Raw genomic sequence first — 14625 nt, forward strand, 5'->3', positions numbered from 1 at the left:
CCCACCGCGGCAACCCCGCGGACCCCTCTCTCACGGAGACTGACACCCATGAGCAACCCTGACATCCGCGTCGAGAAGGGCCACGCCGAGCCCGAGGAAGTGGCCGCCATCACGGCCGTTCTCCTGGCCCGCGCCGCGGCCCAGACCCCTGCCACGACCGTGTCCCACCGGGGCCGCGCCAAGGCAGGCTGGCGCCGCCTCGAGCGCGAACCGGGCTTCCGCGCCCCGCACAGCTGGCACGCGTAGCCGCGCTGCCCGAGCCGTTCCTGAAGGGCCCCTCCGCTCGGGAGGGGCCCTTCTTGCTGCGCAGGCATGAAGGGGGTTCCGGCCGGGTACGCGGGCGGATACGGCCGAGGACGAGTAAGGGCCCCTCCATGAGAAGGGGCCCCCGGTGGGCCCCTCGAGGGGCGCAGGGCTGTATCGACCTGCGGTTCCGCAGCGTGGGCGCGAGCAACGACGAACCACCCGCAGTCGGCGTACGACCGGCTGGCGCAGCCCGGTGGCCGAAACTAGCGAAGCCGGGCCATGAGCGCGTGCTCCACGAGGGTGATCAGCGCACTCTTCGCGTCCGCCCGGTGCCGGGCGTCCGTCGTGATGATCGGGGTGTCCGGGCCGATCTGCAGCGCCTCGCGCACCTCATCGGGCGTGTAGGGCTGGTGCCCGTCGAAACCGTTGAGTGCGATGACGAACGGGAGACCCGAGTTCTCGAAGTAGTCGACCGCGGGGAAGCAGTCGGCCAGGCGCCGGGTGTCCACCAGGACGATCGCGCCGATCGCGCCGCGGACCAGGTCGTCCCACATGAACCAGAAGCGGTCCTGGCCCGGCGTACCGAAGAGGTAGAGGATCAGGTCCTGGTCGAGGGTGATACGGCCGAAGTCCATCGCCACCGTGGTGGTGGTCTTGTCCCCGGTGTGGGTGAGGTCGTCGATGCCCGCCGAAGCAGACGTCATGACGGCCTCCGTGCGCAGCGGGTTGATCTCCGAGACGGCGCCGACGAACGTGGTCTTGCCCACGCCGAAGCCGCCCGCCACCACGATCTTCGCGGAGGTGGTGGAGCGGGAAGGACCGCCGCTAGAGCTTGCGAAGTCCACTGAGCACCCTTTCGAGCAGTGTCACGTCTGGCTGGCCGCCGGCGTTCTCGTCGCCGCCGGGCTGATGGATGGCGACCAGGCCCGCCTCCGCCAAGTCGGCGACGAGGATCCTGGCCACGCCGAGAGGGATCGTGAGGAGGGCCGAGATCTCGGCCACCGACTTGATTTCCCGGCACAGGTTGCAGATCCGCTGATGCTCGGGCAACTGGCCCTGCATCTGGTGCGGTTGCGCGGTGGTGTGCACCAGCGCCTCGATGGCGAGCTGGTAGCGCGGCCTGGTGCGGCCACCCGTCATGGCGTACGGGCGCACCAGAGGGTTGTTCGAGGACCCGGCGGGCGCCGGCTCGGGCGAGCGGCGCTGCGGCTGCACGGGCTGGATACGCGGCGCCGGCGGCTGGTCGTACGGAGACGGACCCGGGCCCTGGGGGCCCCGCGGCGCGTACGGCTGCCGCCACTGGCCCGGCGCGGAGGGGAAGTCGTACCGGTTCTGGTCACCCTGGCCCGGGCCCTGACCGGGGCCGTAGGACCAGTTGCCGGTAGGCGAACCGCCTGGGGGTGTTGCCACGTTCTCTCCTCCTCCGACTGCGCCGGGCACCCATCCCTGTGGAAGCCGCGTCCCGAAACCTTACGGCCCCGGGACGCTCAAACGCACCGTCCGTCTTCTAGTTGAGAAGGCTGCCCTGGAGCTCCGCACGAAGGTCCGGAGTCAGGACCGTACCGGCACGATCCACCAGGAGCGCCATCTCGTACCCAATGAGGCCGATGTCCGCCTCCGGGTGTGCGAGTACCGCGAGCGACGAACCGTCGGAGATGGACATGATGAAGAGGAATCCCCGCTCCATCTCCACAACCGTCTGGTTCACACTGCCGCCCTCGAAGATGCGGGAGGCGCCCGCGGTCAGCGAGGTCAGACCGGAGGCGACGGCCGCCAGCTGGTCGGCGCGATCGCGCGGAAAGCCTTCGGACATCGCCAGAAGGAGTCCGTCGGCGGAGACCACCACCGTGTGGGACACCCCGGGGGTGTTGTCCACGAAGTTGGTGATCAACCAGTTCAGGTTCTGTGCCGCCTGGCTCATCGGGCTCACACTAACGCTCCTGGTTGTAGGTGCTGTCAGGACCGAAGCCCTGGCCGTTCGTTTCACTGCCTGCTCGGCGTCCCCGCTGGACGCCTCGGCGCAGGTTGCTCAGCCTGCCCCTGACGTCCTCGGGGGCACGGGAGACCTGGGGGCCTCCCTGCGGGGTCGCCTCCGCGGCGCCCTCGATCAGGTTCGCCTTGGGTACCCGTCGAGGCAGACCGGAAGCGGTGACCCCGCCCGCCTTGGGTTTCCGGAGCTGCGCTGCCTGCTGCCACCGCTCGTCGTTCGCGGAGCGCCAGTCGCCGCCCGTCTCCTTGGCCGCCGGCGGATCCTGCGTCACGGGCTGGGGCCGGCCGGCGGTGCCGTTCGCGGTGGAGCCGCGGCGGGGCAGTCCGGCATCGGTCAGCTCGTGGCCGGCGGAGGGAGACGGTCCCGGACGGTCGAAGCCTACGCGGTCCCGCTCACTTACGTCACCGGCCTGCGCGGATTCCGCTTCGGGAGCGTACTCGGAGCGGTAGCCGCTCTGGAAGTCGTCCTGCTGGGGCCAGTCGTCCTGGTACGACGCCTCCTCGAGGGCGGAGAACGTCTCCGCCGGACCGGACCGGTCCGCCATACGGCCCTCCGGCGCCTGCTCCGCATACGCGGGCTCCGGGTAGCCGCCACCGGACGGGAAGCCGTCGTTCTGCGGCAGGCCGCCGTTCTGGGAGAAGTACGGATCCTGGTACGCAGTCTGCTGGGGCTCCGCGTACGCCGTCTGCTGGTCGTACGCGGCCTGCTGCTCCTCGTACGCGTGCTGCCCGTTGTCGTACGGGGACTGACCGTTGTCGTACGCGTGCTGTCCGTCGCCGTACGCGGGCTGCCGCGTCTCGTAGCCGTCCTGGTACGAGGGAGCGGTCCGATCGCTCTCCTGCGGCTCCTGCTGCCGGTTCGTGCCCTGGACCTGAGCCTCCAGGGCCGCACGGCGCTCCTCGCGCATCAGCGAGCGGCCGACGGGGTTCAACTCGCGTATGTCGTTCGGGACCTCGGTGTAGCGGCTGTCGTCGAAGCCCAGCTCCGCCGCCGTCCGCAGCGGCTGCCCGTCGAAGTTCTCGCCCTGGAAGGGATACTGCTCGGGAATGATCTGGGAGACGGTGAACTCGTCGCGCTCCAGCGGCTGTTCGCCGCCACCGCCGTGGGTGATGGCGTCGGGCAGCATGACCAGCGAGGTGGTGCCGGCCTGTTCGCCCGAGGGACGCAGCTGGACCCGGATGCCGTGCCGGTCGGACAGCCGGCCGACCACGAACAGGCCCATGCGCTGTGAGATCGCGGCGTCCACCGTCGGCGGGTTGGCCAGCTTGTGGTTGATGTCCGCGAAGTCCTCGGCGGTCAGGCCGATGCCCTTGTCGTGGATCTCGATCATGATGCGGCCGTCGGGGAGACGGGTCGCGGTGACGCGGACCTTGGTCTGCGGTGAGGAGAACGTCGTGGCGTTCTCCAGCAGCTCGGCGAGCAGGTGCACGAGGTCGGTCACGGCGCGGCCGTGGATCTCGGCCTCCGGGACGCCGGACAGCTCGATGCGCTCGTACTGCTCCACCTCGGAGGAGGCGGCGCGCAGCACGTCGACCAGCGGGACCGGCTGGTCCCAGCGGCGGCCGGGCTCCTCGCCGGCGAGGACGAGGAGGTTCTCGCCGTTGCGGCGCATACGGGTCGCGAGGTGGTCCAGCCTGAACAGGTTCTCCAGCTGGTCCGGGTCGGCCTCGTTGTTCTCCAGCTCGGTGATCAGGGTCAGCTGGCCCTCGATCAGCGACTGGTTGCGGCGCGAGAGGTTGGTGAAGATCGCGTTGATGTTGCCCCGCAGCAGGGCTTGCTCGGCGGCGAGCCGGACGGCCTCGCGGTGGACCTGGTCGAAGGCGCGGGCGACCTCGCCGATCTCGTCCGTGGAGGAGATCGGGATGGGCGCGACCCGGGTGTCGACACGGCCGGGGTCGGTGCGCGAGAGCTGGTCGACCAGCATCGGCAGGCGCTGCTCGGCGACGCCGAAGGCCGCGTTGCGCAGCTGGCGCATCGAGCGGCTCATCTGGCGGGCCATGAGACCGGCGATGATGAACGCGGCGAGCAGGGCGACGACGACGATGGCGCCGGTGACGAACGCGGACTGTTTGGCGTTGTCGGCGATGGCCGAGGCGTCCGCCACGGCCTTGTCGGCCATGTCCGACTCGATCTGGCGGTACGCGTTGAACTTGAGGGTGTTGACCGCCCACCAGTTCTGCGGCGTGACGCCCTGCTGCGCGAGCGCGGCGCGGGCGGTGGTGTCGGTGGACTGCAGCGAGGCGAGAGCCGCGACCATCTTGGTCGGGTCGGACGGCGGGGGCACGTAGCTCGGGTCCTTGGCCTTGGCCTGCTGGGCCATCGCCGCGCCGTCGGACTGGATCTTCTTCTGGAGGACCGTGAGCTTGTCGGCGTCCGCCTGGGTACCGCCGCCGATGTACTCCTCGACGGCGATGCCCTCGAGGTAGGCGTACGAGGACAGCGCGACGCGCTGCTTGGCGAGGCTGGTGTCCGAGGTGCCGGGCTTGATCAGCATGTGCATACCGATCGAGCGCTCCAGGGACAGAGCGGCCTTTGTGAGCGAGATGGCGTAGACGGTCCGGCCGTAGCTGGTGATGTTGCCGGTGCCCAGACCGAGCTCGTTGGCGAACTCCATCAGCGGGTGCTGGACCTGGACGTAGCCCTCTTCGGTCTGCACCCCGCTCAGGGCGGAGGTGTAGGAGCCCTGGCGCAGCGCCGGCAGCTTGGTCTCTGCCTTGCGGAAGATGGAGAGGCGGCGCTCCAGGCCGGCCGTGTGAGGCATGTTCTGGGCCGCCTGGTCGAAGGCCTTGGCTGCCTGGTCGGTGGCACCGCGTGCCTGGACGACCGTCGAGTCGTTCTGGCCCTTGCCCTGGAGGAGGGGTGCGGCGCTGACGTCGCGCTCGGTGACGAGCGCGTTGGCGTAGGTCAGGGAGGCCTGGACGAGACGGGCCGTGTTCTCCGCGTCCCGCGCCTGCCGCCAGGTGTCGATCGAGCTCTTCACCTGGAAGCCGCCCATCACCAGGCCGACCAGCACGGGTATGAGCAGGATCGCGTTCAGCCTGGTCGGCACGCGCCAGTTGCGCGGGGAGAAGCGGCTGCCGCTGGGCGGGAGAGCCGTCGGCTCCGGGCCGGGCACTTGTGCGGGTGCCGCTCCGCGCGGCGGCGGGGTGAAGTTGCCCCGTGCCGACGGCTCGGGACCGTTCTTGCTTCGCCTCACTCGACCAACAACCTCTCGGCGACGGCACCTGCGTCGTGCCGCGGTGTCTCCAGAGCCCTGTCCGAGACTTGTACGTCTTTGACCCATGGGCAGTTCAGGCATTCCAGCACGTCAGCCTGCGCGATTCCAAACACTCGGAATCGAGGATTCCGAAGGCTGGATGCCCTAGATAAAACGGTCATAAAGAGCGAGCCCCGCCAAAAGGCGGGGCTTTTGTGAGCGCAGCGGTACCGACCGACCGCGCGGTGTGTCGGTACCACCGAATTTCTCTGTCGAAACGTTATGAACACCGGGGCCGACCGTGTCAAACGCCACAGCCGGCGCCCGGTGATCCAGAACAACTGCCGTATGGTGCCGCCGACTTGATCTACCGCAGGCGGGCCATGAGCGCGTGCTCCACCAGCGTGATCAGCGCACTCTTCGCGTCCGCCCGGTGCCGGGCGTCCGTCGTGATGATCGGGGTGTCCGGGCCGATCTGCAGCGCTTCCCGCACTTCGTCGGGCGTGTACGGCTGGTGCCCGTCGAAACCGTTGAGGGCGATCACGAAGGGGAGACCCGAGTTCTCGAAGTAGTCGACCGCGGGGAAGCAGTCGGCCAGGCGCCGGGTGTCCACGAGCACCACCGCGCCGATCGCGCCGCGGACCAGGTCGTCCCACATGAACCAGAAGCGGTCCTGACCCGGCGTACCGAAGAGGTAGAGGATCAGGTCCTGGTCGAGGGTGATACGGCCGAAGTCCATCGCCACCGTGGTGGTGGTCTTGTCCCCGGTGTGGGTGAGGTCGTCGATGCCCGCGGACGCCGAGGTCATGACGGCCTCCGTGCGCAGCGGGTTGATCTCCGAGACGGCGCCCACGAACGTGGTCTTGCCGACGCCGAAGCCGCCCGCCACCACGATCTTCGCGGAGGTGGTCGCCCGCCCTCCGTCAGAGCTTGCGAAGTCCACTGAGCACCCTTTCGAGCAGTGTCACGTCCGGCGCGCCGCCGTTGTTCTCGTCGCCACCCGGCTGGTGGATCGCGACGAGTCCGGCCTCGGCGAGGTCCGCGACGAGAATCCGGGCCACACCGAGCGGCATGGCCAGCAGCGCCGACACCTCGGCCACCGACTTCACCTCGCGGCACAGGTGGCAGATCCGCTGGTGCTCCGGCAGCAGTCCCATCAGCTGGGCCGGGTCGGCCGTGGTGCTGATCAGCGCTTCGATGGCGAGCTGATAGCGCGGCCGGGTCCGGCCGCCCGTCATCGCATACGGACGGACCAGCGGCTGGTCGCCCTCGTCCCCGTACGGCTCGGCGTACGGATCGTGAGAGGCGGTGGGCGGGGTCATGAATCCTCCGGGCGGGACAGCAAGTCGGTCGGGCTAGCCGTCTGACGGGGCCGGTGGGGGGACTGTGGCGGCCTGACGGTGATTTCGTGAGGTGGGTGGTACCGGGGCCGGTCAGTGGAGCAGACTGCCCTGGAGTTCGGCGCGCAGGTCGGGGGTGAGTACCGCGCCCGCGCGGTCGACCAGGAGCGCCATCTCGTAGCCGACCAGGCCGATGTCGCACTCCGGGTGAGCGAGCACGGCGAGGGACGAGCCGTCCGAGATGGACATCAGGAACAAGAAGCCGCGTTCCATCTCGACGACGGTCTGTGCCACGGTGCCGCCCTCGAAGATCCGGGAGGCTCCTGCCGTCAGGGACGTGAGCCCGGAGGCCACGGCCGCGAGCTGGTCGGCGCGGTCACGCGGGAAGCCCTCCGACAGCGCCAGCAGGAGACCGTCGGCGGACACGACGACGGTGTGGGACACCCCGGGGGTGTTGTCCACGAAGTTGGTGATCAACCAGTTGAGGTTCTGTGCCGCCTGGCTCATCGGGCTCAACTAACGCTCCTGCTGGTGAGTGGGGCTGGGGAAGCTGCCGGTCTGGGGGCCGGTACCGGCCTGGCGACCCTGGGCGATGCCCCGTCGGAGATTGGTCAGCCGACCGCGCACGTCGTCGGGCGCACGCGAGACCTGCGGACCGCTGTGGTGCTGTTGCTGCTGGGCCGTGCCCGGCACGAGGTTCGCGCGCGGGACCCGGCGCGGCAGGCCGGAGGTGGTGACCCCGCCGGAGGCGGGCTGCCGCACGCGCTCGGCCTGGCGGACGAGCTCGTCGTTCGGGGAGGTCCGCCAGGCCGAACCGGCCGGACGCTGGGGACCCGGGGAGGGCTGGGCCTGGGGGGCGGCCTGCGGCGGCGCGGGGGCGTCGCCCTGCTGCCGCTCGCGGAACCAGTTGGTCTCGAGCGTGTCGTACAGCGGCGTGCGCCCGTCGCCGGGGCCCGCCGCCGGCGGCAGGGCCTCGGGCTCCTGGCGACGCTGAGGCTGCTGCGGGGCCGGCGGCCGGGGCGCGCCGTAGGCGTCACCGCCCGTCTGCGGACGCTCGAACTGCCCGGTGGACGACGGGTCCTGGCGGTTGCCGAAGCCCGGGGACGCGAACTGGCCCGTGCTGGAGCCGTCGTAGCCCTGCGGGGCGAACTGGCCCGTGGCCGGGCCCTGGGCGCGGCCGGGCGCCGGGAAGCGGCCCGTGTCCTGGCCCTGTCCGGCCGCCGGGAACTGGCCCGTCGGGCCGCCCGCACCTGGGGCGCCGAAGACGTCGGAGCGGACGAACTGCCCGTTGTCCGCGGCATCGGCGGCGGGGCGCGGGGCGTTGAAGTCCGGCCGAGGGAAATCGGAAGTGGAGCCGGGGCCCTGTCGGTCGTCGATCCGCGGGAACTCCTGGCGGTCGTCGATCCGCGGGAACTCCGCCGTCGCACCGGGGCCCTGACGGTCGTCGATCCGCGGCATGGGCGAGGTCGAGGTCAGCGCGTCCGGCTCCTCGTGGCCGCGCGGGGCGTCCAGCGAGGCGCGCGGCACCGGCGGCTGCGCGTTCTCGTCGCTCCAGCTCGGCGTGCGCTGCTGCGCGCCGGCACCGGGCAGCTCCGGCCGCGGACCGCCACGCCCCGGCAGCTGCGGACGGCGACGGCCACCGCGCTCCTTGGGCTGCTGCGACTGCTGCTGCTGCTGAGGCTGCTGCGGCGGTACGGGGGCGCTGTCGCCGAACCCGGCCGGGCGCAGACCCGGGCCGCCGTCACCGAAGCCGCCCTGCCGGGAACCGGGCGCCTGGAAGGGCTGGGCCGCCTGCAGTCCCTGCGGGCCGCTCTGCCCGAAGGCACCGGCGCCCGCTCCCGCGCCCGCCGGGGCCGGACGGCCCTGCGGGGAGACGGGGGCCTGCGGACCGCCGGGTCCGCCGGGGCGGCCACCGGGGAAGGCGCCGGGCAGCGCGGTGCGCGGGCCCTGACCGGCACCCACCTGTCCACGCTCCGCGGCGGCGTCGAGTCCGGGGCCACCGGCGGACCGGTTGCCCTGCTGCGCCTGGCGTCGGGCCGCGGCCGCGCCGGCGGCGGCCTGAGCGGCGGCCGGGCCACCGCTGTGCGGGGCGCCCTGGCCCGGCTTGCCCGGGGCGGGCTTCTTGCCGCCCTGGGCCACGTCGACCGGGAGCATGACCAGCGCGGTCGTACCACCGGAGTCGGACGGGCGCAGCTGGATGCGGATGCCGTGGCGCTGCGACAGACGACCGACCACGAAGAGGCCCATGCGGCGGGAGACGGAGACGTCCACGGTGGGCGGCGAGGCGAGCCGCTCGTTGATCGCCGCGAGGTCCTCGGGCGACAGACCGATACCGGTGTCGTGGATCTCGATCAGGACGCGGCCGTCGGGCAGCGCGTGACCGGTGACCTTGACCTTGGTCTGCGGCGAGGAGAACGAGGTGGCGTTCTCCAGGAGCTCGGCGAGCAGGTGCACGAGGTCGTTGACGACGCGGCCGGCGACCTCGGTCGTCGGCACGGCGGCCAGCTCGATGCGCTCGTACTGCTCCACCTCGGAGGCGGCGGCGCGGAGCACGTCGACCAGCGGGACCGGGCGGGTCCAGCGGCGGCCCGGCTCCTCACCGGCGAGGACGAGGAGGTTCTCACCGTTACGGCGCATACGCGTCGCGAGGTGGTCGAGCTTGAACAGCGAGGACAGCTGGTCCGGGTCGGCCTCGCGGGACTCGAGTTCGGAGATCAGCGACAGCTGGCGCTGGATCAGACCCTGGGAGCGGCGCGAGAGGTTGGTGAACATCGCGTTGACGTTGCCCCGCAGCAGGGCCTGCTCGGCGGCGAGGCGGACCGCCTCGCGGTGCACGTCGTCGAAGGCCGCGGCCACCTGGCCGATCTCGTCCCGGGAGTGCACACCGACCGACTGCACGGACGTGTCGACGTCCTGCGGGTCGGCCTCGGACAGCTGCTTGACCAGCTCGGGCAGGCGTTCCTGGGCGACCTTGGTCGCGGTCTCCTGCAGTCGGCGCAGCGAGCGGATCATGGAGCGGGCCACGACGAAGGCGCCGACGAGGGAGACACCGAGGACGAGGAGGATCAGCGCACCGGAGATGATCGCCTCGCGCTGCGAGACGTTCTTCAGCTCGCGGGCCTTCTGCTCCATCTGCTCCAGGAGCGTGCCCTCGATGCTCTTCATCTGCTGGATCTTGGTCGAGTCGTCGTCGATCCAGTCCTTGTACGAGCGCTTGTCCTGCGACTGCAGGCCGTTGGAGCTCTTCAGCACGCGGCCGGCGTACTGGTCGGCGGCCTCGATCGTCGGGCTGCCCTGGTCGATCGGCTTCGTCAGGTCCTCGGCGCCGTCACCGTAGATGCTGCGGAAGCTGTCCAGCTCGGAGTCCTGGCTCTCCAGGGCGGAGAGGGCGTACTGACGGTCGTTCTCGGAGAGATGGCCGAACGTGGTGTTGCTCGCGGGCAGGGCCGCCGCGATCACCGCGCGCTGCATCGACGCGTACTCCTTGGCGGTGGAGAAGGCCGCCAGGGCGCGGGTGCGCTGGATCATCTCCGGGTTGCTGGTGGCCTGTGCCATGTCCTGGGACAGGCTGAGCAGTCCGGTGATCAGACGGTGGTAGGCCTCGACCGTCTGGGTGGAGTTCTGCGAGTCCTTGTAGGCGTTGGCGCGTACCGCGCTGAGGTTGTTCAGCTCGCTCGCGATGCCGACGATGCTGTCGCGCACACCCGAGAGCTGGCCGCTGCCGGAGGCGTCGCCGATCTCCTGGGTGCCCTCCAGGAAGGCGGAGCGGGCGCGGTTGGTCTTGTCGCGGACGCCCTTGACCGTGTAGTCGCTCGCGCTCGCGCCGTGGGCGAGCGGGCCGGCGGACTGGTCGCGCTCGTCCTGGAGCGCCTCCGCGAGCTGTGTCGCCTGCCGGGTCATGTCCGTCAGCAGCTTCATGTTGTCGAGCTGCTGGATCTGGTCGACGTTGTCGCTGATGCGCAGGGCACCGAGCGAGGTCGCCGCGACCACGGGGAGCGCCAGCAGTGACACCAGGCGCGTGGAGATGCGCCAGTTGCGCAGCGCCAGGCGTGAACCGGCGTCGACCGGGGGAGCGCTGCCCTTGGGTGCCGGGGGCGCCGGGGGCGGCGTGCCGAGCTTGGGCGCGCCGGTACGCCCGGGTCGATCGGGGCCGCCGGCGGCCGGTGCCGGTCCCGGGTTCTGGGCGTGCTGGGGCGAGGAACCGCGGTCGGTCCCGCCGTGCGGCTCCGGCTCCGCCGAAGCGCTGCCATCCCTCTTGAAACGTCCCTGCACTAGCGTCGCAACCTCTGGACCAGGCGCCCCTCCGCGCGAGCGGTGGGACGGTGTCGGCGTTGTGGGGAGCGCCCTGAATACGCTCCCCGGGTGGTCGTGAGTGACCGGCGCTGGCTCCCCCTTCCCGCCGCTCTTCGGCGCTGCGTTGCGCCCCCTGTGCGCCGGTGCGATCCCGCGGCGGTCCGTGGAATTCCAGCACAGTGCCGGATCTCCAACAAGGCCAACGGGCGAGCGTGTGACTACCGTGACGCCTTGTGAGGGGCGCGTCACCGGACGTAGAAACTGATCCCGTACATAACGGGCGCATACGGGCGAAGTGTTGACGGATGTCCGGTGTCCCAGTCGCCATGATCAGGAGCGGAATGAGGGCTTCAGTGAAACAATGTCCGTTTCGCTGAAGGGGGTTGCTGGTGCCGATTGCCCTTTTTTGTCCGTCGGTCAGTGAGCAAACTCACACGGTGATCAGACCCTCTTCAGGGCTTTGCGCGGGAATTGGATGTTTAGCCTGACGCTTTACAGGGATGGCCAATCCGACAACCTGCGCCCCGGCGACGGCCCTTGAGGCCCGCCCGGCGCCCGCAACGACGAGGTCGACGACAACAGTGAAGACCACGATGATGTTCCGCACCATAGCGAACCCGCGGCGGACGACGCTGGTGCACCTCACCGACGCCGAGGAGCTGCAGGCGCCGGCGACCCCGGAACACTCCGTCGACCTTCCCACCCAGACCGCCAATCCCAAGCGCACCGTCCTCATGGAGGTCCCGGTCCAGGCCTCCGTCGCGCAGTAGTACGCACATCGGGTGCCGCACGCTCAACGGGTCGAGGCGGCCGTGGGGCGCCGCGTATGCCGTGCCGGATCCAGTGGCGCTGGTGGCCGGCCGCTCACCAAGGGTCAACGGATGACCGTACTCCCGACGCGTACCGCGGATCACGCACGGGTCCGGCGGTGCCCCGCCGATGACGCACGGGTCCGGCGGTGCCCGCCGGTCCGGAAAGGGGCCGATGGTGTTCCGCCGGTCCGGGCGGATCCGATGGTGTTCCGCCGACGGCACAGGGCTGGTGGCGTCGGCGCCCATCAGGCACCGGGCTGGTGGCGTCCCGCCGACCTGTACGGCCTGCCGGCGCCCCCCGAGCCGTGCGCCGTAGGTGCCCCTCCGATGCCATATGGGACCCTCGGCGCCCGTAAACCGCGAGGTGCGCGCCCCCTGCCGCGTTAGCCTGGAGCGTCAGACTCCAGCCAGCTCAGTTAAGGGGCGCAAGGATCCCGTGCGCATCGCCAGATTCTCCATCGACGGGAACGTCGCCTTCGGCGTGGTCGAGGGTGACAAGCCGGACGAGCTCGTCCTCGACATCATCAAGGGCATCCCGTTCGCGGACTTCGAGCTCTCCGGCACCAAGGTCCCGCTGAGCAAGGTCAGGCTGCTGCCGCCGGTGCTCCCCAACAAGGTCGTCGCCTTCGGCCGCAACTACGCGGAGCACGCGCGCGAGCTGGGCAACGAGGTCCCCGAGGCCCCGTTCGCCTTCTTCAAGCCGTCCACCTCGGTGATCGGCCCCGGCGACGAGATCGCCTACCCCTCCTTCTCCCAGGAACTGCACCACGAGGCCGAGCTGGCCGTGGTGATCGGCCGCATGTGCCGCGAGGTCCCGCGCGAGCGCGTCAAGGACGTGATCCTCGGCTACACCTGCGCCAACGACGTCACCGCGCGCGACGTCCAGCGCCGCGAGAAGCAGTGGGCCCGGGCCAAGGGCTTCGACACCTCCTGCCCGCTCGGTCCCTGGGTGGAGACCGACGTCGACCCGGGCGACCTCACCATCCAGCTCACGGTCAACGGCGAACAGCGCCAGCTCGGCCGCACGAGCGAGATGATCCACCCGATCGAGGATCTGATCGTCAACATCTCCGAGGCCATGACGCTGCTCCCCGGCGACGTGATCCTCACGGGCACCCCCGCGGGGGTCGGCCCTCTCAACGTCGGCGACGAGGTCGCCGTCACCATCGAAGGCATCGGCACTCTCACCAACAAGGTGATCAAGCGTGGCTAACGGCTCCGTCCGCGTACGTTTCTGTCCGTCCCCGACCGGCAACCCCCACGTGGGCCTGGTCCGCACCGCCCTGTTCAACTGGGCGTTCGCCCGCCACACCGGCGGCACGTTCGTCTTCCGGATCGAGGACACGGACGCGGCCCGCGACTCCGAGGAGTCCTACGTCCAGCTTCTGGACTCGCTGCGCTGGCTGGGCTTCGACTGGGACGAGGGCCCCGAGGTCGGCGGCCCCCACGCGCCGTACCGCCAGTCCCAGCGGATGGACCTCTACAAGGACGTCGCGAGGAAGCTCCTGGACGGCGGGTACGCCTACCACTGCTACTGCACCACGGAGGAACTGGACGCCCGACGTGACGCCGCGCGCGCCGCGGGGAAGCCGTCCGGGTACGACGGGCACTGCCGGGACCTGACCGCCGAGCAGGTGGCGGCGTACGAGGCCGAGGGCCGCACGCCCATCGTCCGCTTCCGTATGCCCGACGAGCCGATCACCTTCACCGACCTGGTCCGCGGCGAGCTGACCTTCACGCCGGAGAACGTGCCGGACTACGGCATCGTCCGCGCCAACGGCGCCTCCCTCTACACGCTCGTCAACCCGGTCGACGACGCCCTGATGGAGATCACCCACGTCCTGCGCGGCGAGGACCTGCTCTCCTCCACGCCGCGGCAGATCGCCCTGTACAAGGCGCTGATCGAGCTGGGCATCGCCAAGGCCGTGCCCGAGTTCGGCCACCTGCCGTACGTGATGGGCGAGGGCAACAAGAAGCTGTCGAAGCGCGACCCGCAGTCGTCGCTGAACCTCTACCGCGAGCGGGGCTTCCTGCCCGAGGGCCTGCTCAACTACCTCTCCCTGCTGGGCTGGTCGCTGGCACCCGACCGCGACATCTTCTCGATCGACGAGATGGTCGCCGCCTTCGACATCGCGGACGTGAACCCCAACCCGGCCCGCTTCGACCTGAAGAAGGCCGAGTCGATCAACGCCGACCACATCCGGCTGCTCGACGTGAAGGACTTCACCGAGCGCTGCCGGCCGTGGCTGAAGGCCCCGTTCGCCCCGTGGGCGCCCGAGGACTTCGACGAGGCGAAGTGGCAGGCGATCGCGCCGCACGCGCAGACCCGCGTCAAGGTCCTGTCCGAGATCACCGACAACGTCGACTTCCTGTTCCTCCCGGAGCCGGTCTTCGACGAGGCGAGCTGGACGAAGGCGATGAAGGAGGGCTCCGACGCCCTGCTGACCACGGCCCGCGCCAAGCTCTTCCAGGCCGACTTCAGCAGCCCGGAGTCGCTGAAGGACGCCGTGCTGGCGGCCGGCGAGGAGCACGGCCTCAAGCTCGGCAAGGCCCAGGCCCCGGTCCGCGTGGCCGTCACCGGCCGTACGGTCGGCCTGCCCCTCTTCGAGTCCCTGCAGGTCCTGGGCAAGGAGAAGACGATCGCGCGCATCGACTCGGCGCTGGCGAGGCTCGCGGCCTGACCTGTCCGCACGTACGCCGAGGGGCGGCACCCGCGACCGGGTGCCGCCCCTCGGCGTGTCCGGGGCT

General features: G+C 70.6%; 12 protein-coding genes. 4 read left to right on the forward strand and 8 right to left on the reverse strand.

Annotated features, from left to right (window positions below):
• Positions 1-48: 48 nt before the first annotated feature.
• The gene (locus ACZ7L1_RS19170; RefSeq protein WP_471438571.1) at positions 49-246 is read left to right on the forward strand and encodes an acyl-CoA carboxylase subunit epsilon; all 198 of its coding nucleotides are present in this window, start codon (positions 49-51) and stop codon (positions 244-246) included.
• 263 nt (positions 247-509) lie between these two features.
• Here the strand turns inward: ACZ7L1_RS19170 and ACZ7L1_RS19175 are convergent, their stop codons facing one another.
• The 8 genes from ACZ7L1_RS19175 to ACZ7L1_RS19210 form a co-directional block, all read right to left on the reverse strand.
• Positions 510-1091 carry a GTP-binding protein gene (locus ACZ7L1_RS19175; protein WP_200422570.1) on the reverse strand — a complete coding sequence of 194 codons (582 nt, stop codon included), beginning with the start codon at positions 1089-1091 and terminating at the stop codon, positions 510-512.
• On the reverse strand, positions 1072-1656 hold the full coding sequence (locus ACZ7L1_RS19180; protein ID WP_471438573.1) for a DUF742 domain-containing protein: 585 nt from the start codon (positions 1654-1656) through the stop codon (positions 1072-1074). The genes ACZ7L1_RS19175 and ACZ7L1_RS19180 overlap by 20 nt, the downstream gene beginning before the upstream one ends.
• Before the next feature lie 97 nt (positions 1657-1753).
• Positions 1754-2167, reverse strand: a complete 414-nt coding sequence (locus ACZ7L1_RS19185) for a roadblock/LC7 domain-containing protein (protein WP_004983065.1) — start codon at positions 2165-2167, stop codon at positions 1754-1756.
• A 10-nt stretch (positions 2168-2177) separates the two neighbouring features.
• On the reverse strand, positions 2178-5432 hold the full coding sequence (locus ACZ7L1_RS19190; RefSeq protein ID WP_471438575.1) for a sensor histidine kinase: 3255 nt from the start codon (positions 5430-5432) through the stop codon (positions 2178-2180).
• 367 nt (positions 5433-5799) lie between these two features.
• Positions 5800-6375, reverse strand: a complete 576-nt coding sequence (locus ACZ7L1_RS19195) for a GTP-binding protein (RefSeq protein WP_054219273.1) — start codon at positions 6373-6375, stop codon at positions 5800-5802.
• Positions 6356-6754: a DUF742 domain-containing protein gene (locus tag ACZ7L1_RS19200; protein WP_103838060.1), complete on the reverse strand. Its 399-nt coding sequence runs from the start codon at positions 6752-6754 to the stop codon at positions 6356-6358. The genes ACZ7L1_RS19195 and ACZ7L1_RS19200 overlap by 20 nt, the downstream gene beginning before the upstream one ends.
• Positions 6755-6865: 111 nt before the next feature.
• The gene (locus ACZ7L1_RS19205) at positions 6866-7279 is read right to left on the reverse strand and encodes a roadblock/LC7 domain-containing protein (RefSeq protein WP_103838061.1); all 414 of its coding nucleotides are present in this window, start codon (positions 7277-7279) and stop codon (positions 6866-6868) included.
• Between the two features lie 9 nt (positions 7280-7288).
• The gene (locus ACZ7L1_RS19210) at positions 7289-11044 is read right to left on the reverse strand and encodes a sensor histidine kinase (protein ID WP_471438577.1); all 3756 of its coding nucleotides are present in this window, start codon (positions 11042-11044) and stop codon (positions 7289-7291) included.
• Between the two features lie 602 nt (positions 11045-11646).
• Here ACZ7L1_RS19210 and ACZ7L1_RS19215 point away from each other — a divergent pair.
• The 3 genes from ACZ7L1_RS19215 to gltX all read left to right on the forward strand — a co-directional run bounded on the left by ACZ7L1_RS19215 (position 11647) and on the right by gltX (position 14558).
• Entirely contained in the window at positions 11647-11835 is a 189-nt protein-coding gene (locus ACZ7L1_RS19215) for a hypothetical protein (protein WP_200422574.1), read from the forward strand.
• 478 nt (positions 11836-12313) lie between these two features.
• Entirely contained in the window at positions 12314-13090 is a 777-nt protein-coding gene (locus ACZ7L1_RS19220; protein ID WP_471438579.1) for a fumarylacetoacetate hydrolase family protein, read from the forward strand.
• Positions 13083-14558 carry a glutamate--tRNA ligase gene (gene gltX, locus ACZ7L1_RS19225; protein WP_471438581.1) on the forward strand — a complete coding sequence of 492 codons (1476 nt, stop codon included), beginning with the start codon at positions 13083-13085 and terminating at the stop codon, positions 14556-14558. Before ACZ7L1_RS19220 ends, gltX begins: the two co-directional genes overlap by 8 nt.
• Positions 14559-14625 lie beyond the last annotated feature (67 nt).

The sequence above is a fragment of the Streptomyces sp. NPDC107546 genome, from assembly GCF_055639175.1.